This window comes from Pilosibacter sp. YYHA0881 (assembly GCF_051602715.1).
In the GTDB taxonomy this organism is placed as follows: domain Bacteria; phylum Bacillota; class Clostridia; order Lachnospirales; family Lachnospiraceae; genus Alitiscatomonas; species Alitiscatomonas aceti.
On record NZ_CP175657.1, the window covers coordinates 2,842,569 to 2,863,750 of the forward strand.

Sequence of the window (21,182 nt, forward strand, 5' to 3'; positions counted from 1 at the left end):
AAATAAGTAAAGGAGATTAACCAATGAAAAAAATATTAGTAATTGTTGCAGGTATTGTTGGATTGATATTTGTTATTATAGGTGCTGCATTGAAGATAAATAACAATGCGATTTCTGTAATTGGAGGTGTAGATGGTCCTACATCGGTTTTTGTTGCAACAAAGTTAAATAGTTCTTCGGTTAGCATGTTTATTGTGATAGGTGTTATATTGTTGGTAGCAGCAATATTCTTCTACTTGAAAAGAAAAAAGTGAAATTGGAGGCAAAGGAGGAAAACAAATGAAGCATAAAAAGGTTCTGTTAATTGCGCTGATATGTCTGATTGGCATAGGCATTAGTAGCATTTTTTTGTTTTCTGGTCATAGACCATTCAAAGATTTAGAAGCAACAGACATTACTTCGGCGAATGTTCGGTTATCGCCTCCTGATACAACAGTTCAAATAGTAGAAACAGAGGAATTAGTATCATATCTCAAAGAAGTAGTTATTTATAATAAGGACAACTCATATACAGAATATGCCGGACAAGGGGCTGTTTTCACTCTATCGTTGGCAGACGGTTCCCAAGTGAAAATTACCGAATTCAATCCATTTATCATCATTGATGGTATTGGTTATAAATGCAAATATGAACCTTGTGAAGCTCTTAATAATTATGCTAATAGGCTTTTGCCCGATAATGATACTACAAATTTTTTAATGCCGGAAGAAGGCTATTACAGTAATGAATATGATGAAATTCTAAGAATTAAAAAGGAAGATGACGGAACATATAATATCCTCGAATATGGCATTACACATTTACTTTATGTTGAAAACGCAGTTGGAATTTATAATTCTGAGACTGGGATTCTTGAATTTAGCGGTAAAGATGACAGGGGAAATGATATAAAAGCAGAAATTGAAAATAAGGGGGATTGTCTGGAAGTCACTGTAATTCAAAGCAGTTATGAAGATATTATTGGAACAAAGCAGGAGTTTTTTCAAGTTGAAAATAACATATCTGAACAAAATTCCACTGGACTTCAATGGGATATAATTCCTATGGTCATGGTAAATAATAAGCTTTATTATGACACTGGAAAAGAAAGTACATTAGATGGTCGGTGTGGAGTAATGGACGGTAAGATTATTTCAACTGTTGATGGTTCTGAAATACCAACCCAAAATGATCAATCTAACTTTGGAACAGGGTTTGAATATCAATATGGTTCAGATGATACCATAGAAATATTTATGAATGAAAAGTGGATCGTTTTTGAACAAAGAGATGATGCAGGAATAGAAAAGTAGAATTTTAATGGAGGCTAAAATACAAAATGGGAAAATACCGATGTCCATGTTGTGGATATTTTACTTATAATGTTCCGGCAAATGAAGATTGTGGATATATCTGTCCCGTTTGTTTTTGGGAGAATGACCCGTTCATTGCTTCTGATAACGAACCAAGCGACTCTAATCATGGAATAACACTAAAAGAAGCGAAATCCAATTTCTCAAAATTTGGTGCTTGTGAAAAAGAAATGTTATATCATGTCCGACCACCAAGAAATGATGAAAAGAAAATTTCATAGCAACAATGTCGAAGTTATGGAGGGAATAAAAGTGAAGGACACTGCTAAGAGAGCAATAGTTACAGTTATTGTGTTTGTTATAATTTATGTTTTATCTGGTCCAATTATCGGATATACAAACTACGATATGTATTTGAAAGGAATTGAATTTTTATCAGCGGTAATCGGAGCAGGATGTTACTGGATAGGAAGCAATAAAAATAGTTCCTGAATTTGACAAAGGAGTTGGAAGTATGAAAAGAATAGGTACAGCATTGACTATCGTGTTCATCATCGCTGGATTTGCAATTTCCTTTTTTATTGGACACTATGTGAGCGACAAGTCACATACAGAAAGTCGAGCAGCACAATTTGATAAATATATTTCTCGTGCGATTGACACAATCGAAGATAAAGGTCTATCCATTGATGGCGCACCAGAAATGATAGCCAGCAATATTTGGGTGGCACACGAATTTTGTGATAGCCCTGAAATTTCCGCAGAACTCAGCAATCTGTGGAATACCATTGTATATGAAAAAGATGAGCTTCTCGGTCAAGAAGATGTGTTGACTGCTCAGCTGAAAAATATTTTGGAAAAATGTCAATAGTCTTTGCAAATTTTCTATTTATCATCCACTCATCGGGTCAACTTGCCCCGAACTTTTACAACTAAATACCCGCCGCCCACACAGCGGCACACCGAGCAGGAAATCTGAAAGGTCTCCTGCTTTTTTTCTGCCCAAAATGAGGTGGTAAAACGCCACCCCATCCACCAATTGCCGAAAGGAGGGACACGAAATGCCCTGTCCACACAACGAAATCTCGATTGTGCAGCGAAGCCAACAGCAGTCTGCGGTTGCCGCCGCTGCCTACCAGAGCGGCGAAAAGCTGTTCTGTGAATACGACCAGGAAGTAAAGCACTACCCGGAAAAGCGTGGTATCGTCCACAATGAAATCCTGCTTCCAGCAAACGCCCCGCCGGAGTATGCAGACCGCAATACCCTATGGAACGCTGCCGAAGCGGTGGAAAAACAATGGAACTCCCAGCTTGCAAGGCGGTGGGTGCTTACCATCCCAAGAGAGATACCGCCCGACCAGTACGCTGTCCTTGTCCGGGAGTTTTGTGAACAGCAGCTTGTTTCCAAAGGCATGATTGTTGATTTTGCCATCCATGACCCCCATCCGCCGGGACACAATCCCCACGCCCATGTCCTGCTGACCATGCGGGCAATGGACGAGCATGGGAAATGGATTCCCAAGAGCCGCAAGGTGTATGACCTTGATGAAAACGGGGAACGGATAAAGCTGCCGTCCGGCAGGTGGAAAAGCCACAAGGAGGATACGGTGGACTGGAACGACCAGAAGTATTGTGAAATCTGGCGGCATGAATGGGAGGTCATCCAGAACCGCTATCTGGAAGCCAATGACCGCCCGGAGCGTGTGGACTTGCGTTCCTATGCCAGACAGGGGCTTGATATTATCCCTACTGTCCATGAGGGGGCTGCTGTCCGGCAGATGGAAAAGCGAGGTATTCAGACGAATATCGGCAACCTGAACCGGGAAATCAGAGCCGCCAACCGCCTGATGAAGTCCATCCGGCAGCTTATCCAAAATCTCAAAGGCTGGATTACCGAGCTGGGAGAAAAACGGAAGGAGCTGCTTGCACAAAAGGCGGCAGAGGAAGCGACACTTCTTCCCAATCTTCTGATGAAGTATATGGAGATACGAAAGGAAGAACGGAAGGACTGGACAAGGGCTGGACAGAACCGGGGGACTTCCAAAGACTTAAAGGCAGTCAGCGAAGCCCTGTCCTATCTCCGGCAAAAGGGGCTTTCCACTGTGGAGGACTTAGAAGCATTTCTGGAATCTTCCGGGAAATCAGCCGCCGATTACCGCAGTCAGATGAAGCCAAAGGAAGCCCGCAGCAAAGTGATTGACGGGATTCTTGCCAGCCGGACAGACTGCAAGGAATGTAAGCCTGTCTATGAGAAGTACCAGAAGATATTTTTTAAGAAAACAAAGGAGAAATTCAAACAGGAACGCCCGGAGGTTGCCCGGTATGCGAAAGCCGCCGCCTATCTTGCCAAGCACCCGGACGATAAGGATAAAACGAAAAATGAGCTGCAACAGGAGCAGGAAACGATTCTCAGCGAAATCGCAGAGCTGAAAGTACCGCTGACCGAGGTACAGGAGGATTTGAAGAAGCTGCGGGACATCCGCTACTGGGTACGGAAAGCCACACCCGGCACAGAGGAAAGCAAAGAGCCGCCCAGGAAGCAGCCTATCAAGGAAGTCTTGCAGGATAAGGCGGACGAGAAAAAGGCTCAAAGAACTACTCCGGCGCAGACGAAACACAAACAACAGGATATGGAACTTTAACAGGCACTTGCCATTTTCAATCAGAGAATGTCAGGTGCTTTTTTGTTTTCAAGGAGGGATAGATTTGAATGTATTTGAAGCTGTGAAGCAGTCCGTCACAACCAGACAGGCTGCGGAGCATTATGGAATCCATGTAGGTCGGAACGGGATGGCTTGCTGCCCGTTCCATCACGATAAAACCCCAAGCATGAAGCTGGATCGGCGTTACCACTGCTTCGGCTGCGGTGCGGATGGGGATGTGATTGATTTTGCCGCCGCCCTGTATGGGCTGGGAAAGAAAGAAGCCGCTATGCAGATAGCACAGGACTTCGGGCTTTCCTATGAGGACTGGAAACCGCCGGGAAAGGCAAAAAAGCCCAAGCCCCGGCAGAAATCCCCGGAGGAGCAGTTTCAGGAAGCAAAGAGCCGCTGCTTCCGTATTCTTGCCGATTATCTCCATCTGCTCCGGGCATGGAGAACGGACTACGCCCCGCACTCCCCGGAGGAAGCCTTTCATCCCCGGTTTGTGGAAACCTTACAAAAGCAAGCCCAAGTGGAATATCTGCTGGATGTGCTGCTGTTCGGGGAGACAGAGGAAAAAGCGGCTTTGATTACGAACTATGGAAAGGATGTGATACAGCTTGAACAGCGAATGGCAGAGCTTGCAGCCGCAGATGCAGCAAGAACTAAAAAACACCATGAACGCCATGCAGCCACCCCAGAGCGTTGAGGAAATCAAGGCGGGGCTGGAAACTACCGAGAAAGGCGGTGTCCGTCAGAGCATACGGAACTGCCTGACCGTATTCCAGCGTGACCCGCTGCTTTCCGGGGCTATCGCCTACAACATCCTGACCGACCGCAAGGACATCATAAAACCCATCGGTTTCCACAGGGAAAACACTGCCCTGAATGATACGGACATGAAATATCTGCTTCTCTATCTGGAAGAAACCTACGGGCTTACCAATGAGAAAAAGATTGATAACGCCATCGGGATTGTGGCGAATGAAAACAAGTACCACCCCATCCGGGATTATTTAAGCGCCCTTGTGTGGGACGGCACAGAACGAATCCGTTTCTGTCTGCGGCACTTTCTGGGGGCTGACGCAGACGATTACACCTATGAAGCGTTGAAGCTGTTCCTGCTGGGTGCAATCTCACGAGCCTTTCAGCCGGGGTGCAAATTTGAAATCATGCTCTGTCTGGTGGGCGGTCAGGGGGCTGGCAAGTCCACCTTCTTCCGCCTGCTGGCAGTCCGGGACGAGTGGTTCTCCGATGATTTGCGGAAGCTGGACGATGACAATGTGTATCGCAAGCTGCAAGGTCACTGGATTATCGAAATGTCGGAAATGATGGCAACCGCCAACGCCAAGAGCATTGAGGAAATCAAGTCATTTTTAAGTCGGCAGAAAGAGGTTTACAAGATACCCTATGAAACCCACCCGGCAGACCGCCCCCGTCAGTGCGTGTTTGGCGGCACTTTCAATGCCCTTGACTTCCTGCCCCTTGACCGTTCCGGCAACCGCCGCTTTATCCCCGTCATGGTGTACCCGGAGCAAGCCGAGGTTCACATTTTGGAGGACGAAGCTGCTTCCAGAGCCTATATCGGGCAGATGTGGGCGGAAGCGATGGAGATTTATAAAAGCGGCAGGTTCAAGCTGGCTTTCAGCCCTGCCATGCAGCGGTATCTCAAAGAACACCAGCGGGATTTTATGCCGGAGGACACCAAAGCCGGGATGATACAGGCGTATCTTGATAAGTACACCGGGAGCATGGTCTGCTCCAAGCAGCTCTACAAGGAAGCCTTGAACCACACCTTTGACGAGCCGAAGCAATGGGAAATCCGGGAAATTAACGAGATAATGAACCAGTGCATTTCCGGTTGGCGGTACTTCCCGAACCCAAGAATGTTTTCTGAATATGGCAGACAAAAGGGCTGGGAGCGTGAAAACCCGGCAACGGACTTCGGCAACCCGTCTGAAAAAACGATGGACGGTTTTGTGGAGGTCACAGAACAGATGGAGCTTCCATTCTGAAAATGACAGCCCGTTGCACTCCCTGTTGCTATCCCGTTGCCGAGCCGGTTGCCGGGGAAAATCCCTTATTTCCGGGCTTTTCTCCCCTATGACAACCAAAACAACAGAAAAATAAAAGAAAAGTATAAATAGTAACCACCGCCAGATTGAGATTGTTTGCAAGGTCTTTTGAAGCCCGTTGCCGGACTTCGTTGCCGACACTCTCTGTCTGGCTATTTTCATGTATGGAGGATAACTGCCTATGGCAAAAAACAAAACAGAGATTCATGTTACAACGGTGTTTGACGGGGAACTGGACGCAACCGATGTGTTCGTCAGCCTGATTTCCCAGAAATACGGCAAGGCAAATACGAAAGAATATCTTGCTAAAAAGAAAGATATGAGTTATAATGAAGATGAGGTTCAAAAGAGCCAGATACCGTCTGGATTGTGTGGGTAAATGGCTATGATGAACGAAATGGAATACAGAACAATCGGAAAGGCACTTGCCGGGGGGTATCGTGCGGCGGTCTATTGCAGGCTGTCAAAGGACGATGACCTGCAAGGCGAAAGTGCCAGTATCGCAAACCAGCGTGATATGCTGGAAAAATACTGCGAAAAGCAGGGATGGGAGGTTGTGGCAGTCTATCAGGACGATGGCTTCACAGGTCTTAATATGGAGCGTCCTGATTTACAGAGAATGTTGAGAGCCATTGAGCGCAGGCAAATCAACCTTGTCATCACAAAAGACCTCAGCCGACTGGGGCGTAACTATCTGCAAACCGGGCATTTGATTGAGGACTTTTTCCCAAGAAACGGTGTCCGCTATATCGCCATGAATGACGGTATCGACACCCTGCGGGATAACAACGACATCGCCCCGTTCAAGAATATCCTGAACGAGATGTACAGCAAGGATATTTCCAAGAAAGTCCATTCCTCTTATCTTTTGAAAGCGCAGAAAGGACAGTTTACCGGGTGTCTTGCCCCGTTTGGGTATCGGAAAGACCCGGAGGACAAAAACCATCTGCTCATTGACGAGGAAACCGCCCCGATTGTGCGGCTGATTTTTGGATATGCCCTAAACGGTCATGGTCCGAACTATATCCGCAGACGGCTGGAGGAAGAAAAAATCCCCTGCCCCACATGGTGGAACCGGGAACGGGGGCTTCGCAATACCCGCACCAAATGGGAAAAGAAAGACCCGGAAAACGGGCGGTATATGTGGGACTTCTCCGTTATCAAAGATCTTTTGATGAATCCCGTCTACACCGGGGCGATAGCTTCCCAGAAAAAAGACTACCGTTTCAAAATCGGCACGATTGGGGAAAAGAAGCCGGAGGACTGGATTGTGGTGGAGGGACAGCATGAACCGCTGATTGACCGCATGAGTTTTGACATTGTGCAGAACAAGCTGAAATCCCGCCAGCGTCCGGGGCAGACCAATGAAATCAGCCTGTTTGCCGGACTGCTAAAATGTGGCGAGTGTGGGAAGTCGCTGACGATACGCTACACAAACGCAAAACATCCCCAGCGGATATACTCCTGCAAGACCTACAATGCCTTTGGAAAGAACCACTGCACCCAGCACCGGATTGATTATGACACCCTTTACAGCCATGTGCTGCGGAAAATACGGGAATGTGCCAGAGCTGCCCTGATGGACGGGGAAGCGGTTGCCGACCGCCTGACCAATACCTGTGAAACCGAGCAGCGGGAACAGCGGGAAGCAATGGAACGCTCCCTTACAAGGGACGAGGAACGGATTGAGGTTCTGGACAAAATGGTAATGCGGCTTTATGAGGATATGATTGCAGGGCGTATCAGTGAGCAGAACTTCAACACCATGCTGGAAAGGACACAGACCGAGCAGACGGAGCTTAAAACAAAAGTGTCCGAGGGCAGGAAGCGGCTGTCCGATGAAGTCCAGCTTGCCAATGACGCAAAACAATGGGTGGAAGCCATTCAGGAATACGCCAACATCACAAAGCTGGACGCAGCCACCCTCAACCGCTTAATCAAAGAAATCGTCGTGCATGAGCGCATTGACGAAGATAAAACAAGACACATTTCTATCGAAATTCACTTCAATCTCAAACCCATCCCGGAGGTGGAACAGGTCAAGGGCTGACCTGTCCACGCCGGGGCAGTTCTAAAACAATTCCATATATTTTTTGACACGCCGCCGCCCGCCATCGAGCAAGGTTTTACTCTTAATTAGGGATAAAACAGCTGATGGCTGGCGGCGGCGTGGCACTGATCGGTACGACTCTGGTGCCGCTGCTTTCCGGTCTGTTCGGTTAAGCAAAAGCTGTCGGAGCGAAGATTCCGACCGGGCAGCGAAAGCTGCCTGTTACATAGTCAGGTGCAGGCAATCTCCGCAGCTGGCTATTTTCTGCGCTCTCCGGCAGGTGCACATGCTGGAAGTATGGCGCAGAACCGCAGTTTAGAATCGCACCGGCTGATAGGCCGGACAAGTTACAGGAGGACAAATCTATGGCGTTTCTTACTACAACTGCATCGGCACTGTCTCTTTTCTCTCAGCTGTTCATGCTTCTGTCCCGGATGGCGAAGCTGTTCGGCGTGTTTGCGTAAGGAAGGAGGCGGCTCATGCAGAGTATCCTTGAACAGATCACAGATTGGCTCAAGAGCATGATCATCAGCGGTATCATGGGAAATCTTTCAGGGATGTTCGATTCGGTCAACCAGCAGGTTGGACAGATCGCAGGCGATGTGGGAACCACACCGGCGAACTTTTCACCTGCGGTCTTTTCTATGATCCGCAACATCTCGGAATCCGTGATCCTGCCCATTGCCGGAATGGTGCTGACTTTCATCGCCTGTTATGAGCTGATCCAGATGCTCATTGAGCATAACAATCTGGCAAATTTCGAGACATGGACATTTTTCAAATGGGTCTTTAAGACCTTTCTGGCAGTGACCCTGATCTCGAACACATTCAATATCACGATGGCTGTCTTTGATGTGGCGCAGCAAGTGATCTCCCGAAGCGGCGGTCTGATTTCCGGCAGTACGTCCGTCAGCGATGCGACCCTGACAGCAATGCAGGCCACGCTGGAAGGGATGGACTTAGGAACGCTGCTGGGACTGTATTTGCAGACATTTGTGGTTCAGGTCACGATGCTGGCATTGTCGGCTATCATCTTTGTTATCGTGTATGGCCGAATGGTGGAAATATATTTCATGGTGAGCCTTGCGCCGATTCCGTTCGCAACCTTTGGAAACCATGAGCAGAGCCATACCGGTCAAAACTACCTGCGCTCCCTGTTTGCACTGGGATTCCAAGGCTTTCTTATCATGATCTGTGTAGGCATCTATGCAGTTCTGATTCAGAACCTGTCCTTTTCGGATAACATTATCAGCAGCATTTGGGGCGTTTTGGGATATACGGTTTTGCTGGCATTTACGCTGTTTAAGACGGGAAGCCTCGCGAAATCCGTGTTTGCAGCGCACTAAGAGAGGAGGAATGATTCATGGCATCTTATATTTCTGTGCCGCGAGACCTTTCAAAGGTCAAAACCAAGGTCTTTATGAACCTGACCAAACGGCAGATTCTCTGCTTCGGAGCCGGTGCGCTGATTGGCGTTCCGGTTTTCTTTTTGCTCAAATCCAGCGGGAATCTGAGCCTTGCCGCACTTGGCATGATGGCAGTAATGCTGCCGCTTTTCTTTCTTGCCATGTACGAGAAAGACGGTCAGCCGCTGGAAGTGGTGGCAAAGCACTTCTATGAGGCAAAGTTCAAGAGGCCGAAAACGCGGCCTTACAAAACAAAAAATTACTATGCACTGCTGGTTCAGCAGGCAGACGTGGAAATGGAGGTAAATCGCATTGTTCAAAATTCTCGAAAAGCTGACAGCGAAGAATAAAAAGCAGGATGACATCCGAATGCCGTCGCATCTGTCAGCCGCAGAGCAGAAACAGGTGCAGACGGTGATTGACCGCGCAAGGGGTGACCGCACGGTTCCGCATTCGGCACAGGAGAGCATTCCTTTTCAGCGGATGTTCCCGGATGGTATCTGCCGTGTGACGGATAACTACTACACCAAAACCATCCAGTTTCAAGACATCAATTACCAGCTGGCACAGCAGGAAGATCAGACGGCTATCTTTGAAGAATGGTGCAGCTTCCTGAACTTCTTTGATTCCAGCATCCGCTTCGAGCTTTCTTTTATGAATATGGCTACGGATGCCTCGAATTTTGAGAAGATGGTGCGTATCCCGTATCAGAAGGATCATTTCAATCCGGTACGCACGGAGTACAGCACCATGCTCCGCCGTCAGCTTGCCCAGGGCAACAACGGCCTGACCAAGACGAAGTACCTGACGTTTGGCATTGAAGCAGAATCCATGAAACAGGCAAAGCCAAGGCTCATTCACATCGAGATCGACCTGATGAACAACTTCAAACGCTTGGGTGTCCGGGCAAAATTGCTGAACGGAAAGGAACGACTTCATCTGATGCACGATATGTTCCACATGGGTGACCATGACCGATTCAATTTCGATTGGAAGTGGTTGCCGGAGAGCGGGCTGTCGGTAAAGGACTTTATTGCTCCGACCGGTTTTGCCTTTCCGAAGAACCGTGTTTTTCAGATGGGTGGGATGTATGGTTCCATGTCCTATCTCCAGATTACGGCTTCCGACCTGTCGGATCAGCTGCTGAAGGACTTTCTGGATATGGAATCCAGCCAGATTGTGACCATGCACATTCAGTCGGTAGACCAGAACAAAGCAATCAAGTCCATCAAGCACACCATTACGGAGCTGGATCGTTCCAAGATTGAGGAGCAGAAGAAAGCTGTCCGTTCCGGATACGATATGGACATTATTCCGTCGGATTTGGCAACTTACGGCAAGGACGCAAAGGCACTGCTGAAGGAATTGCAGAGCCAGAATGAGCGTATGTTCCTGCTGACCTTTCTGGTGATGAACACCGGCGAGACGGAGCAGGAGCTGGAAACCAACGTGTTTCAGGCTTCCAGCATCGCACAGAAGTACAACTGCAACCTGCGCCGTCTGGACTTTCAGCAGGAGCAGGGGCTGATGAGCTGCCTGCCGCTGGCACAGAACCTGATTGAGATTCAGCGCAGCATGACGACCAGCAGCACGGCAATTTTCGTGCCGTTTACTACCCAAGAGCTGTTTCAGACCGGGAAAGAGGCTCTGTACTATGGGCTGAATGCTTTGTCCAACAATCTGATTATGGTTGACCGGAAAAAGCTCAAGAACCCCAACGGGCTGATTCTGGGTACCCCCGGTTCCGGTAAATCCTTCTCTGCCAAGAGAGAAATCGCCAATGCGTTTCTGGTGACGGATGACGATGTAATCGTGTGCGATCCGGAAGCCGAGTACACGGCACTGGTGCAGAAATTTGAGGGGCAGGTTATTAAAATCAGCCCTTCCAGCACGCAGTATATCAACCCGATGGACATCAACGCGAATTATTCAGAAGAGGATAGTCCGATTGCCCTGAAAGCAGATTTCATCCTGTCCCTGTGTGAGCTGATCGTGGGCGGCAAAGAAGGCTTGCAGCCGGTAGAAAAGACGGTCATTGACCGCTGTGTTCATCAGATTTACCAGACCTATTTCGAGCATCCGGTGCCGGAGAATATGCCGGTGTTGCAGGACTTGTACGAGGCACTGCTCCGGCAGGATGAAAAGGAAGCACACCATGTGGCAACAGCATTGGAAATCTATGTGACCGGTTCGCTGAACCTGTTTAACCACCGCACCAATGTAGATATCAATAACCGGCTGGTCTGCTATGACATCAAGGAGCTGGGCAAGCAGCTGAAAAAGATCGGTATGCTGGTGGTGCAGGATCAGGTCTGGGGGCGTGTGACCGCCAACCGCAACGCTGGTAAAGCCACCCGCTACTATATGGACGAGTTCCATCTGCTTTTGAAAGAAGAGCAGACAGCGGCTTACAGCGTGGAAATCTGGAAGCGATTCCGTAAATGGGGTGGTATTCCCACCGGCATCACCCAGAACGTAAAAGATCTGCTTTCTTCCCGCGAAGTGACGAACATTTTTGAGAACAGCGACTTCATTTATATGCTGAATCAGGCAGCCGGTGACCGTCAGATTCTGGCGGATCAGCTGAACATCAGCCCGCACCAGCTGTCTTATGTGACCCACTCCGGTGAAGGCGAAGGACTGTTGTTCTACGGAAATGTGATTTTGCCGTTCGTTGATCGCTTCCCGACCGATCTTGAACTGTACCGGATTATGACGACAAAATTGACCGAAGTACAGGAAGCAAAGGAGGCGTAAGCGATGGCTGGCAAGAAAAATCCGAATCTCGGAGACAAGCTGCGGCAGGAGCGCGAGGGTGCGGAGAACACCCTTCGCGATTCCAGAAACAAAACTGCCGATAGCAGTACGGGAGACAGCAACAAGAAAAAAGCGGAACACCGAAGGCAGATTCGCCATGAGGCCGATCTCGCCAAGATGCGCAGCAAGAAGCTGAAATCAGAGCAGGAGGTAAAGGCGAAGAAGAATGCGGCGGTTTCCGGGAAAAAGGGCGGAAAGCCAAAGAAACCGGGAAATCTTGCGGCAGATGCGCTTTCGGCCAAAGCACATCAGGGTGTGCGCAATGCCGACCAGGATAATAATTCCGGTGTGGAGGCAGCGCATTTTACCGAAGGTTCAGCGGAAGGTGCAGCCCGTGCTGGTTCTCGGTTCCAATATGGACGAAAGCTGCGGCAGTACAAAAAGCTGGAGCGGTTGGAGAAAAAGGCAGATAAAGATGCCGTGGATTCCATCTTTGCGGAACGCATGAAGGCTGATCCGCAGGCTGGTTCCAATCTCTTTTCCCGATGGCGGCAGAAGCAGGCCATCAAAAAAGAGTATGCCGCTGCGAAGGCAGGTGCGGCCGCTGCGGAGAACACAGCAGCTGGCACAGCCAAAGCTGCGCAGGGTACTGCCAGCATGACGGAAAAAGCGTTTCAGTTTGTGCAGAACCACTCGCATATCATCATCGGTATTGCAGCTGTGGGACTGCTTGTTTTGGTGATTGCCGGGTCGGTTTCGTCATGCTCCGTCTTGATCAATGGCGGCGGCAATGTGGTGCTGGGGACTTCCTACACGGCGGAAGATGAAGATTTGAAAGGCGTGGAGACGGATTATACCAAGCTGGAAGATAAACTTCGCAAACAAATCGACCGCATTGAAACCGACCATCCGGGCTATGACGAGTATCGCTACAATTTGGCAGAGATCGGACACAATCCCTATGAGTTGGCTTCTCTGCTGACTGTAGAATTTGAAAACTACACGAGAAGCCAGGTGCAGGCGCGGCTCCAGAGTATTTTTGAAGCGCAGTATGAGTTGAAGCTGGTGGAAAAGGTGGAAATCCGGACAAGGAAAGAAACTCGTGTGGGTTATAGTTACAATCCGATCACCGGAACCGGACACACCTACACCTATCAGGTGACGGTACAGTATGAGTATAAAATCCTCAATGTAACGCTGCTCAATCGTGGCGTTGACTATGTTGCCAGAAATTCCGGTCTTACAGATGACCAGCTGCAACGCTACGAAGTCACATTGGAGTGCAGGGGCAATCGGGATGACCTGTTTGCAGGCATAGCCTTTGCAACGCCGGATGGCGCGGGTTCCAGCGGAGAATATCAGGATTACGACATTCCGGGCGAAGCTCTGACGGATGAAAAATTCCGGAAGATGATTACCGAAGCTGAGAAATATCTCGGTTATCCCTATGTTTGGGGCGGCAGCTCGCCGAGTACCAGTTTTGACTGTTCCGGTTTTGTAAGCTGGGTCATCAACCACTGCGGCAATGGCTGGAATGTAGGCAGGCAGACGGCCAACGGTCTGATGGGAAAATGCGACATTATCCCGAAGAGTGAGGCAAAGCCCGGAGACCTGATCTTCTTCCAGAAAACCTACAACACCAGCGGAGCGTCCCATGTGGGCATTTATGTCGGCAACGGGATGATGATTCACTGCGGCAACCCAATTTCCTATGCTTCCATTGAGACGAACTACTGGCGGCAGCACTACTACTGCATGGGAAGAATTCGATAAAAACAGGGCGTTTATTCGCCCGGAAAGGACAGAGTATGAGTTTGAAACTGGAAAAGATTGCTGCGGAGCGTGAGAAAGCCCGCAGAAAACGCGATGAGTGGGAGGAACGCAGAAAGGAATGGGACAGAAAGTACCACGAGCAGGAAAACAGCGAAATTTGTGAAATGGTACATGCCCAGAGCCTGACCCCGGAACAGCTGGCAGTCATCATTCAGATGGCGCAGGCTGCGGTTCCCAACCCGGAGAACCTGAAACTGGATGAGAAAGAAACGGAGGATATGGAATGAAAAAGATGATGGCAATGCTGCTTGCCAGCGTGATGGCGGCAGGAACCTTTACGACTACGGCATTTGCCTATACGGGCGATGATGTGCAGAAGAACACGTCTGTCAGTACCGCTGTGCAGGAGACAGATGCAGAGGAAAGCGCAAATGCAGGGAAAACGGACAATACCGACAGCTGCGAAATCGACCCGGATATGCAGGTGCTGCCGGATGGCTATGAGGTCTCTACGGATGAGTATGGGAACCTGATCGTTACGGTGGGTGGCAAGGAATACAACATCGGCAGTGAAAAGTCTCGAAAGCAGATGGGTACAGTGGTGCCGGGTATCACCAGCCTGCATTTTCGTTCTGGTCCCGGCATGGATCAGGAGATTATCGGATATCTGCATTCAGGCGATACGGTGGAGATTGTCGAAAAATGCGGTGACTGGTATAAGGTGAACTTCAACGGCAAAACCGGGTATGCACATGGAAAGTACCTGAATGTCACGGATTCTGCAAAAGACAGCAGCATGTTCAGTGAAGATGCGCTGAAGCTGTTTCTGGATCTGATGCAGAGTGGAATGTCATCCGAGGATAAGACGAAATCCAGTGCAGCTTTGACTCCGGAAGGAAATATGACGCTGGTGGACGATATCGGTGAGGAAGAAGATAAATCCAGCCAGCAGTTCATTACGCTGGTGACAAAGGCGGGCAACACCTTTTATCTGATCATCGACCGCGATAAAGACGGCAACCAGAACGTGCATTTTCTGAACATGGTGGATGAGGCCGATCTGCTTGCGTTGATGGATGAAGAGGAAGCAGCCAAGTATCAGGAGAAGAAACCGGAAGTCACGGAACCTGCGGAAACCGAAAAGCCGAAGGAGACGGAACCTGCACCGGAAGAGCAGAAAACAGAGAGCGAGGAAAAGAAAGCTTCCCCGCTTCCGATGATTATGCTGCTTCTGTTTGTGATTGGTGCAGCCGGTGTCGGCGGCTATCTCTATATCAAGATGAGGGGCATAAAGCCTGCATCCAAGAAAAATCAGCCGGACCCTGATGCAGATTATCATGATGAGGATGAAGACGTGCTCCAGCTGCCGGAGGATGATGGTGACGAGGACGAAGAAGTGGATGTCAACGAGGATTACGAAGCAGAATCGGACGATGAACCTGTCTGATTAACGCAGCGTTGACCTGTGGGGGCGGCTGAGAAGCCGTCCCTTTTACATAGAAATAATTACAGAGAATAGCAAACTTATGATTTTGTAGAAGTTTCTAACAGGTCAGATGTGGTGCAAGTAGTGATGTTACCAGACGAGCCGGAAATGCTGTAGTTGTTTTCTGTGAGCATATGGGCAAGAGTTAAAACGACTATAGAAGCCATTCCAGCGTATAGAGGGCCATTTTTGCTATTAAGAATGTTGCTGACGGTTGTGATTGTTTCATAGGACATAGGACACTACTCCTTTCAGATATGTTTGATTTTTTGATGGTCATTTTAAGTAAAATAGGCATTGCGAACGTTTGGTTGCACGATTATAATAACATTGAAGATGACCGCAATCAATGGACTATATATCTATAATGACCGCAAGGAGAAAACTGATGCCAAAAGGATTCGTAGAAACAGACCATGTAAATAAAGATGTGTTTATGCAGGTACTGAAGTTGAAGAAAACCAGCATACGCCGGTTAGATGAGGAATTAAGCATCGAGTGCTCAGATAAGACAATCCGCCGTTCTTTGAATAATGGCAAGATGCGTCGTCAGTATATCGAGCAGATTGCTAAATATTTGGATGTTGATTCAAGATTGCTAACAGGTGAACTTGTTGAAGGAGCATTTCACACAACGAACTCGGTGATACGAGAACTGTACCTGAATCCTTTGACACATATTGAAGATTTTCCATATTTTCGGGAAGAGCAAGAAAGACTGCAACGCGAAAAAATAGATGAAACATTGAAGAGAATACTGTCACTATTTGAAATTTCATATAAACAGTTTGAAGAAAAAGATTTCGAGGAACAATACTCTTTCCAACACGACCTTTTAGATGCAATTCTACCAGTCATTTATAAACACTTTAAGCAGGATGGATATGGCGATGCTGAGATGTATAATTGCCAAAGAATCATTTCAGAACTTGAAGATTATCACGATTTGGTAGAGAGCCGAGAATATGCAGATAATATACTTAGAAAGCATTTTGTTAAATCAGTGCCAGATGGATATACAAAAACCGATATAGAAAAAATGACACCGGATGAATTGATTGAAATTGATGCATATCTTCAAATAAAAGGGAATGATGCCCGTTAAGGCATTTCTACATAGCAGTCATGTGCTTCGGTGCCTGGCTGCTAATTTTTTTGCGAAAGGAGCAGTATCGAATGAAGCTTGTATTAGCGGAAAAGCCCTCAGTTGCCATGAGCCTCTCGAAGGTGATTGGGGCAAATCAGCGCGGGGACGGTTATATGGAGGGCAATGGCTACCTTGTCAGCTGGTGTGTGGGGCATCTGGTGGAACTTTCCCAGCCGGAAGCCTATGATGAGAAGTATGCCAAGTGGAGGTATGATGATCTTCCAATTTTGCCGGAACATTGGCAGTATCAGGTGTCCACCAGCACGAAAAAGCAGTTTGGAACCCTGAAAAAGCTCATGCAGCGGAAAGATGTGGAGAGCCTGATCTGTGCAACCGATGCAGGGCGTGAGGGAGAACTGATTTTCCGACTGGTTTACCATCAGTGCGGCTGCAAAAAGCCGGTGGAACGACTTTGGATTTCCTCGATGGAGGACAGTGCTATCCGGGAAGGCTTTCAGAAGCTCAGACCGGGAACAGAATATGATGCCTTATATGAGGCGGCTTTATGCCGGGAGCGTGCCGACTGGATTGTCGGAATCAACGCCACCCGGCTTTTTTCATGTTTGTATGGGCAGACCCTGAATGTGGGGCGAGTGATGACACCAACGCTTGCGATGGTGGTTATGCGGGATGCAGCAATCCGAGCGTTCAAGCCGGAGCCGTTCTACTCGGCAGAATTGAGATTCCGGGATTTTCAAGCAGGCAGTGAGCGGATGAAAGCAAAAGCAGAAGCAAAAAAACTGGTGGCAGAGTGCTGTCAGGCAGGTAGTGCCATCATTACCAAGGTGGAGCAGAAAGAAAAAGCAGAGAAGCCCCCGACCTTGTTTGATCTGACATCGCTTCAGCGAGAAGCAAACCGGCAGCTGGGATTCACTGCCCAGCAGACCCTGGATTACACACAGGCTCTGTACGAGAAGAAACTCGTAACCTATCCCCGTACCGACAGCCGGTATCTGACGGATGATATGGCACCGCTGGTGCCAGAACTTGTTTCTGTGATCCAGCAGAGCTTTCAGATTCAGCCGGATGTGCCGGCACCGGTGAATGCAGCGCAGGTCATCAATTCAAAGAAAGTCACCGATCACCATGCCATTATCCCTACAAAAACAGCGGCAAGTTATGACATTTCCTCTCTTCCCAGTGGAGAACAGGCGATCCTTACCATGTTGGCTGTGCGGCTGATTTGTGCAGTCGGAACACCTTGCCGCTATGCAGAAACCATAGTAGAAGCGGAGTGCACTGGTCAGAAGTTCCGCACGAAAGGCAAAACAGTCACGGATATAGGCTGGAGACGATATGCAGGAAAGTCGAGAGAAGATGCTGAGAAGAATGCGGAGGCAGGTGAACTGCCGGAACTTTCGGAAGGCATGACACTGGAACTTGCTGGTGTCGATCTGAAAGAGGGCAAGACCAGCCCGCCTAAGAGATTTACCGAAGATCTTCTGCTTTCAGCGATGGAGAGTGCCAGCTCGGATGAGTTCCCGGCTGGCGTAGAGCGAAAAGGCATCGGCACACCAGCAACACGCGCTGCTATCATCGAAAAACTGGTGCAGAAAGGATTTATCGAGCGCAAGGGCGATAAGAAAACAAAATACCTTTTCTTTACGGATAAGGGAAATGCGCTGGTGACGGTGGTGCCGGAACAGATTCAGTCTCCATCCATGACGGCAGACTGGGAGGAAAAACTGCTGAAAATAGAACACGGCGAGTATGACAGTGATGCCTTTATGGGAGAAATCAGTAGCATGGTTAGCGGACTTGTTAAAACTTACGAGGCTGTAAAAGGAGCCGATGTGCTGATGCAGCCGGAACGCAAGGTCATTGGCTCCTGTCCCGCCTGCGGCAGTGATGTCTGTGAAACGGCAAAGGGTTGGTTTTGCAGGGATAAGAACTGTAAATTTGCACTCTGGAAGGAAAACAGATTCTTTCAGACACTGGGAAAGCAGATGACAGAGGAACTGGCAAAGCAACTGGTAAATCAGGGAAAAGCACGGCTTACCCATTGCTATTCCAAGAAGTCCAATCGTTACTATGACACAACCGTTCATGTAGAAACCGGCGAGGACGGTGCAGCAGCATTTAAGCTGGAGTTTGGAGGTAAAAAATGAGCATGAAAATGATGAATGCAGCTTATCTGGTGGATAATGTCGCTCTGCTTTCCTTGCAGGAAAAGCAGGAGGGCGTGGAATTCCATTGCTTTGATATGGACAGAAAGGTGCAGATTGCCGAGGGACACATTGGCTGGGATATGTTGGATAAACAGCCGTTTTCTACTCTCGATGAAAGCGCGAGGGTGGCAGCACTCAAGGAGATTCCCCAGCTGGACGGTCTTACCGTTGCGCAGGTAGCCCCGGAGATGCTGGAGCAGATGCGCGGCGGCAGAAAGGTTCTTTGGCAGATGAAAAAGGCTGATCCTGAACTGGAGAATGCTAAAAATATCCGGTTTATCACCAGCAGCTACGAGGATCGGTTCAAAATTCCGGATGGCAGTGCGGTGGAGATTGAGTATCCGAATCGGAAATTCTCAGCCCGCTGCGAATATATGGACGAATATCATCTGCGCCTGGGGTATGATGTTCTGCACATCTGCCAGCTGGCAGAAATGCTGGAACGCGGCGGTGGTACATGCCGCCCGGAGCCATTGATTACAGAAGAACGCAGCGCATGGGATTTGGGAAGCAAGGGCTTTCTTGCCATTCAGACTTGTGAGGACGGTTACGACTATACCTTATATCATAAGGACTTCACGGAAATTGACGGTGGACAGATCGACAACTCGGAAATCAGCATGAATGCAGCCAGAGACCAGATTCTTTCGGATTATGGGTTCGGTGGCCGTACCATGATGCGGATTGACTATGATGAACTTTGTGATCGTGCAGAGGATGCAGAAATCAGCAGACGGGAATCTGTGCTGGGTAAACTCTCGGATTTGTCTTTCAGAACGGATACGCCTGTGAAAGCTGCTAAGGCGAAGGAGGCGGAGCGATGAAATATAAGCTTACGAAGGCGGAGCAGGAAACCGTCATCAATTTTGACAATGAACTGGACAATGCCAGTGTTTACACCCATGACAGCCGCCTGATTAAGAAGCTCCGGGAACTGCGAAAACAGTATCCGGAGCAGTTTACTTTGGAGCATCGGGAGCATGGGTCGGTCACTTATACGATTCCGAAACACTGCGTCGGTATCCGACCGCTTTACAGTGAAAAGCGTCGGGAACAGCAGCGACAGGAAGCAAAGAAAAACGGACTGCCGTTTATGGAGAAGGGAGAAATGAATGATGGCAAGAATTGAAAAATGGGATGAAGTGCATGGAAATCAGGCATTAGATGAGAAGATGATGGCATTTCTCGACAGTACTACCGACCAGTATGCAATTTTGCAGCTTCGCCGCAGCGAGGATACGGTATATGAACGCTTTTCGTCTATGCGCGAACTGGAACGGATGGGGCTGGAGCCGGATATTGACCATTATGAAGTGGTTTATACGGCTCCGCTGCTTCCCTACAAGGATCAGAACACGATGTTGGAGGAGCTGTATGCGAAATTCAATGTTTCCCGCCCTGATGATTTTACTGGGCATAATCTTTCTGTGTCTGACATCATGGCTTTACGGCAGAACGGTGTTGTAAGCTGTCACTATGTGGATTCCATCGGCTTCCAGGAACTGCCCGGATTTTTGAAACCGGAGAATTACCTGAAAGCCGCAGAAATGGCGATGGAGGACGATTACGGCATGATTGACGGCGTGATCAATAACGGAAAGAAGGAAGAACCGGCAGAGAAAGCATCGGTTCTGGATCAGCTGAAGGAAAAGCAGGAGGCGGTGCCGCCTGCGCCGCCTCGCAGGTGCTGCGAAGAAAAGGAGTTATAAATGCGTTTTACGGATGACGAATGGATGCTCATTATGCTTTACAGCCCTGGCACACGGACAGGGCTGATTGCAGAGCTTCAGACGATGCAAAAAAGGCTGACGGGCAGAGACAGAAACCTGCGCAAGTGGACGGCCTCGCTGCTTGCGAAACTGGCAGAGATGACGGATGCAGAATATGAGGCACTGGATTTGTATCCAGACGAATAAAGGAGAGGAGGAAAAAAGACAGATGATGACGAAAACGGCTTATTATATGCAGATGGCACAGGAAGCTGCGGCACAGATCACTGGCAGCAAAGAACAGTGGACAGCGTTTCTGACCACATCCGCACGGCTTTATAAGTATCCCTTTGCGGAACAGCTGATGATCTATAAGCAGAGACCAGAAGCAACGGCCTGTGCAGAGTACGATCTCTGGAATGATCGGATGAACCGCTATGTGAAGCGTGGCTCCAAGGGCATTGCTCTTTTGGATATGCGCGGGGAGCAACCGAAATTGCGGTATGTATTTGATGTGGCAGATACCGGCGAACGGAAGAATTCCCGCCCGGTACAGCTCTGGAAAATGAATGCGGAGCATGAGCAGCCAATCATTCGGGCACTGGATGCAGCGTTTGATGTTCCTGCAGGTGCCGGGTCTCTGGAAAATCATATCATGGAAGCGGCGGAACGCCTT

General features: G+C 48.7%; 22 protein-coding genes and 1 pseudogene. All 23 read left to right on the top strand.

Annotated features, from left to right (window positions below; genetic code table 11):
- The first annotated feature begins 23 nt into the window (after positions 1 to 23).
- The 23 genes and pseudogenes from ACI6NM_RS13455 (at position 24) to ACI6NM_RS13565 (ending at position 20,713) form a co-directional block, all read left to right on the top strand.
- Positions 24 to 254: an LPXTG cell wall anchor domain-containing protein gene (locus ACI6NM_RS13455; RefSeq protein ID WP_106999798.1), complete on the top strand. Its 231-nt coding sequence runs from the start codon at positions 24 to 26 to the stop codon at positions 252 to 254.
- A gap of 25 nt (positions 255 to 279) precedes the next feature.
- Positions 280 to 1,293, top strand: coding sequence for a hypothetical protein (locus ACI6NM_RS13460; RefSeq protein WP_233430139.1), 1,014 nt, complete (start codon positions 280 to 282; stop codon positions 1,291 to 1,293).
- Positions 1,294 to 1,319: 26 nt separating this feature from the next.
- The gene (locus ACI6NM_RS13465) at positions 1,320 to 1,574 is read left to right on the top strand and encodes a CPCC family cysteine-rich protein (protein ID WP_106999799.1); all 255 of its coding nucleotides are present in this window, start codon (positions 1,320 to 1,322) and stop codon (positions 1,572 to 1,574) included.
- Positions 1,575 to 1,605: 31 nt separating this feature from the next.
- A complete protein-coding gene (locus ACI6NM_RS13470; RefSeq protein ID WP_233430140.1) occupies positions 1,606 to 1,785 on the top strand; it encodes a hypothetical protein in 180 nt (59 codons plus the stop codon).
- A 22-nt stretch (positions 1,786 to 1,807) separates the two neighbouring features.
- Positions 1,808 to 2,164: a hypothetical protein gene (locus ACI6NM_RS13475; RefSeq protein ID WP_106999800.1), complete on the top strand. Its 357-nt coding sequence runs from the start codon at positions 1,808 to 1,810 to the stop codon at positions 2,162 to 2,164.
- A gap of 190 nt (positions 2,165 to 2,354) precedes the next feature.
- The gene (gene mobQ / locus ACI6NM_RS13480) at positions 2,355 to 3,935 is read left to right on the top strand and encodes a MobQ family relaxase (protein ID WP_118616388.1); all 1,581 of its coding nucleotides are present in this window, start codon (positions 2,355 to 2,357) and stop codon (positions 3,933 to 3,935) included.
- Positions 3,936 to 3,999: 64 nt separating this feature from the next.
- Positions 4,000 to 4,644, top strand: a complete 645-nt coding sequence (locus ACI6NM_RS13485; protein WP_118652249.1) for a CHC2 zinc finger domain-containing protein — start codon at positions 4,000 to 4,002, stop codon at positions 4,642 to 4,644.
- Positions 4,613 to 5,950 carry a virulence-associated E family protein gene (locus tag ACI6NM_RS13490; protein WP_118616392.1) on the top strand — a complete coding sequence of 446 codons (1,338 nt, stop codon included), beginning with the start codon at positions 4,613 to 4,615 and terminating at the stop codon, positions 5,948 to 5,950. Before ACI6NM_RS13485 ends, ACI6NM_RS13490 begins: the two co-directional genes overlap by 32 nt.
- A gap of 241 nt (positions 5,951 to 6,191) precedes the next feature.
- Complete coding sequence (locus tag ACI6NM_RS13495; RefSeq protein WP_118616390.1) at positions 6,192 to 6,389, top strand: hypothetical protein; 198 nt, start codon at positions 6,192 to 6,194, stop codon at positions 6,387 to 6,389.
- The gene (locus tag ACI6NM_RS13500; RefSeq protein WP_438500900.1) at positions 6,390 to 8,060 is read left to right on the top strand and encodes a recombinase family protein; all 1,671 of its coding nucleotides are present in this window, start codon (positions 6,390 to 6,392) and stop codon (positions 8,058 to 8,060) included.
- Positions 8,061 to 8,149: 89 nt separating this feature from the next.
- A pseudogene (locus tag ACI6NM_RS13505) lies at positions 8,150 to 8,233 on the top strand (Maff2 family mobile element protein); the annotation flags it as partial.
- A gap of 306 nt (positions 8,234 to 8,539) precedes the next feature.
- Complete coding sequence (locus ACI6NM_RS13510) at positions 8,540 to 9,406, top strand: VirB6/TrbL-like conjugal transfer protein, CD1112 family (RefSeq protein ID WP_438500901.1); 867 nt, start codon at positions 8,540 to 8,542, stop codon at positions 9,404 to 9,406.
- 17 nt (positions 9,407 to 9,423) lie between these two features.
- The gene (locus ACI6NM_RS13515) at positions 9,424 to 9,816 is read left to right on the top strand and encodes a PrgI family protein (protein ID WP_002576402.1); all 393 of its coding nucleotides are present in this window, start codon (positions 9,424 to 9,426) and stop codon (positions 9,814 to 9,816) included.
- Positions 9,817 to 9,835: 19 nt separating this feature from the next.
- Positions 9,836 to 12,223 carry a VirB4-like conjugal transfer ATPase, CD1110 family gene (locus ACI6NM_RS13520; RefSeq protein WP_438501104.1) on the top strand — a complete coding sequence of 796 codons (2,388 nt, stop codon included), beginning with the start codon at positions 9,836 to 9,838 and terminating at the stop codon, positions 12,221 to 12,223.
- Positions 12,224 to 12,226: 3 nt separating this feature from the next.
- Entirely contained in the window at positions 12,227 to 13,996 is a 1,770-nt protein-coding gene (locus ACI6NM_RS13525; protein WP_438500902.1) for a CD1108 family mobile element protein, read from the top strand.
- Between the two features lie 35 nt (positions 13,997 to 14,031).
- Positions 14,032 to 14,283, top strand: a complete 252-nt coding sequence (locus tag ACI6NM_RS13530) for a DUF4315 family protein (RefSeq protein ID WP_013274293.1) — start codon at positions 14,032 to 14,034, stop codon at positions 14,281 to 14,283.
- Positions 14,280 to 15,443 (top strand): CD1107 family mobile element protein, encoded by a 1,164-nt coding sequence (locus tag ACI6NM_RS13535; RefSeq protein WP_438500903.1) that lies wholly within the window; start codon positions 14,280 to 14,282, stop codon positions 15,441 to 15,443. Before ACI6NM_RS13530 ends, ACI6NM_RS13535 begins: the two co-directional genes overlap by 4 nt.
- A 427-nt stretch (positions 15,444 to 15,870) precedes the next feature.
- Entirely contained in the window at positions 15,871 to 16,587 is a 717-nt protein-coding gene (locus tag ACI6NM_RS13540) for a hypothetical protein (RefSeq protein ID WP_173859803.1), read from the top strand.
- A gap of 71 nt (positions 16,588 to 16,658) precedes the next feature.
- On the top strand, positions 16,659 to 18,737 hold the full coding sequence (locus tag ACI6NM_RS13545) for a DNA topoisomerase 3 (protein ID WP_438501105.1): 2,079 nt from the start codon (positions 16,659 to 16,661) through the stop codon (positions 18,735 to 18,737).
- Positions 18,734 to 19,621 carry an LPD16 domain-containing protein gene (locus tag ACI6NM_RS13550; RefSeq protein WP_438500904.1) on the top strand — a complete coding sequence of 296 codons (888 nt, stop codon included), beginning with the start codon at positions 18,734 to 18,736 and terminating at the stop codon, positions 19,619 to 19,621. Before ACI6NM_RS13545 ends, ACI6NM_RS13550 begins: the two co-directional genes overlap by 4 nt.
- On the top strand, positions 19,618 to 19,926 hold the full coding sequence (locus tag ACI6NM_RS13555) for an immunoglobulin (protein ID WP_438500905.1): 309 nt from the start codon (positions 19,618 to 19,620) through the stop codon (positions 19,924 to 19,926). Before ACI6NM_RS13550 ends, ACI6NM_RS13555 begins: the two co-directional genes overlap by 4 nt.
- The gene (locus ACI6NM_RS13560) at positions 19,913 to 20,506 is read left to right on the top strand and encodes a YodL domain-containing protein (RefSeq protein ID WP_438501106.1); all 594 of its coding nucleotides are present in this window, start codon (positions 19,913 to 19,915) and stop codon (positions 20,504 to 20,506) included. Before ACI6NM_RS13555 ends, ACI6NM_RS13560 begins: the two co-directional genes overlap by 14 nt.
- Positions 20,507 to 20,713 carry a transposon-transfer assisting family protein gene (locus tag ACI6NM_RS13565; RefSeq protein WP_438500906.1) on the top strand — a complete coding sequence of 69 codons (207 nt, stop codon included), beginning with the start codon at positions 20,507 to 20,509 and terminating at the stop codon, positions 20,711 to 20,713.
- Positions 20,714 to 21,182 lie beyond the last annotated feature (469 nt).

Excerpts from the sequence above, each read along its gene's own strand:
- mobQ (WP_118616388.1), top strand. The coding sequence starts at position 2,355 with ATGCCCTGTCCACACAACGAAATCTCGATTGTGCAGCGAAGCCAACAG.
- ACI6NM_RS13520 (WP_438501104.1), top strand. The coding sequence starts at position 9,836 with ATGCCGTCGCATCTGTCAGCCGCAGAGCAGAAACAGGTGCAGACGGTG.
- ACI6NM_RS13515 (WP_002576402.1), top strand. The coding sequence starts at position 9,424 with ATGGCATCTTATATTTCTGTGCCGCGAGACCTTTCAAAGGTCAAAACC.
- ACI6NM_RS13550 (WP_438500904.1), top strand. The coding sequence starts at position 18,734 with ATGAGCATGAAAATGATGAATGCAGCTTATCTGGTGGATAATGTCGCT.
- ACI6NM_RS13535 (WP_438500903.1), top strand. The coding sequence starts at position 14,280 with ATGAAAAAGATGATGGCAATGCTGCTTGCCAGCGTGATGGCGGCAGGA.
- ACI6NM_RS13465 (WP_106999799.1), top strand. The coding sequence starts at position 1,320 with ATGGGAAAATACCGATGTCCATGTTGTGGATATTTTACTTATAATGTT.
- ACI6NM_RS13500 (WP_438500900.1), top strand. The coding sequence starts at position 6,390 with ATGGCTATGATGAACGAAATGGAATACAGAACAATCGGAAAGGCACTT.
- ACI6NM_RS13530 (WP_013274293.1), top strand. The coding sequence starts at position 14,032 with ATGAGTTTGAAACTGGAAAAGATTGCTGCGGAGCGTGAGAAAGCCCGC.
- ACI6NM_RS13475 (WP_106999800.1), top strand. The coding sequence starts at position 1,808 with ATGAAAAGAATAGGTACAGCATTGACTATCGTGTTCATCATCGCTGGA.
- ACI6NM_RS13455 (WP_106999798.1), top strand. The coding sequence starts at position 24 with ATGAAAAAAATATTAGTAATTGTTGCAGGTATTGTTGGATTGATATTT.
- ACI6NM_RS13555 (WP_438500905.1), top strand. The coding sequence starts at position 19,618 with ATGAAATATAAGCTTACGAAGGCGGAGCAGGAAACCGTCATCAATTTT.
- ACI6NM_RS13540 (WP_173859803.1), top strand. The coding sequence starts at position 15,871 with ATGCCAAAAGGATTCGTAGAAACAGACCATGTAAATAAAGATGTGTTT.
- ACI6NM_RS13560 (WP_438501106.1), top strand. The coding sequence starts at position 19,913 with ATGGCAAGAATTGAAAAATGGGATGAAGTGCATGGAAATCAGGCATTA.
- ACI6NM_RS13460 (WP_233430139.1), top strand. The coding sequence starts at position 280 with ATGAAGCATAAAAAGGTTCTGTTAATTGCGCTGATATGTCTGATTGGC.
- ACI6NM_RS13510 (WP_438500901.1), top strand. The coding sequence starts at position 8,540 with ATGCAGAGTATCCTTGAACAGATCACAGATTGGCTCAAGAGCATGATC.
- ACI6NM_RS13565 (WP_438500906.1), top strand. The coding sequence starts at position 20,507 with ATGCGTTTTACGGATGACGAATGGATGCTCATTATGCTTTACAGCCCT.
- ACI6NM_RS13495 (WP_118616390.1), top strand. The coding sequence starts at position 6,192 with ATGGCAAAAAACAAAACAGAGATTCATGTTACAACGGTGTTTGACGGG.
- ACI6NM_RS13525 (WP_438500902.1), top strand. The coding sequence starts at position 12,227 with ATGGCTGGCAAGAAAAATCCGAATCTCGGAGACAAGCTGCGGCAGGAG.
- ACI6NM_RS13545 (WP_438501105.1), top strand. The coding sequence starts at position 16,659 with ATGAAGCTTGTATTAGCGGAAAAGCCCTCAGTTGCCATGAGCCTCTCG.
- ACI6NM_RS13490 (WP_118616392.1), top strand. The coding sequence starts at position 4,613 with ATGAACGCCATGCAGCCACCCCAGAGCGTTGAGGAAATCAAGGCGGGG.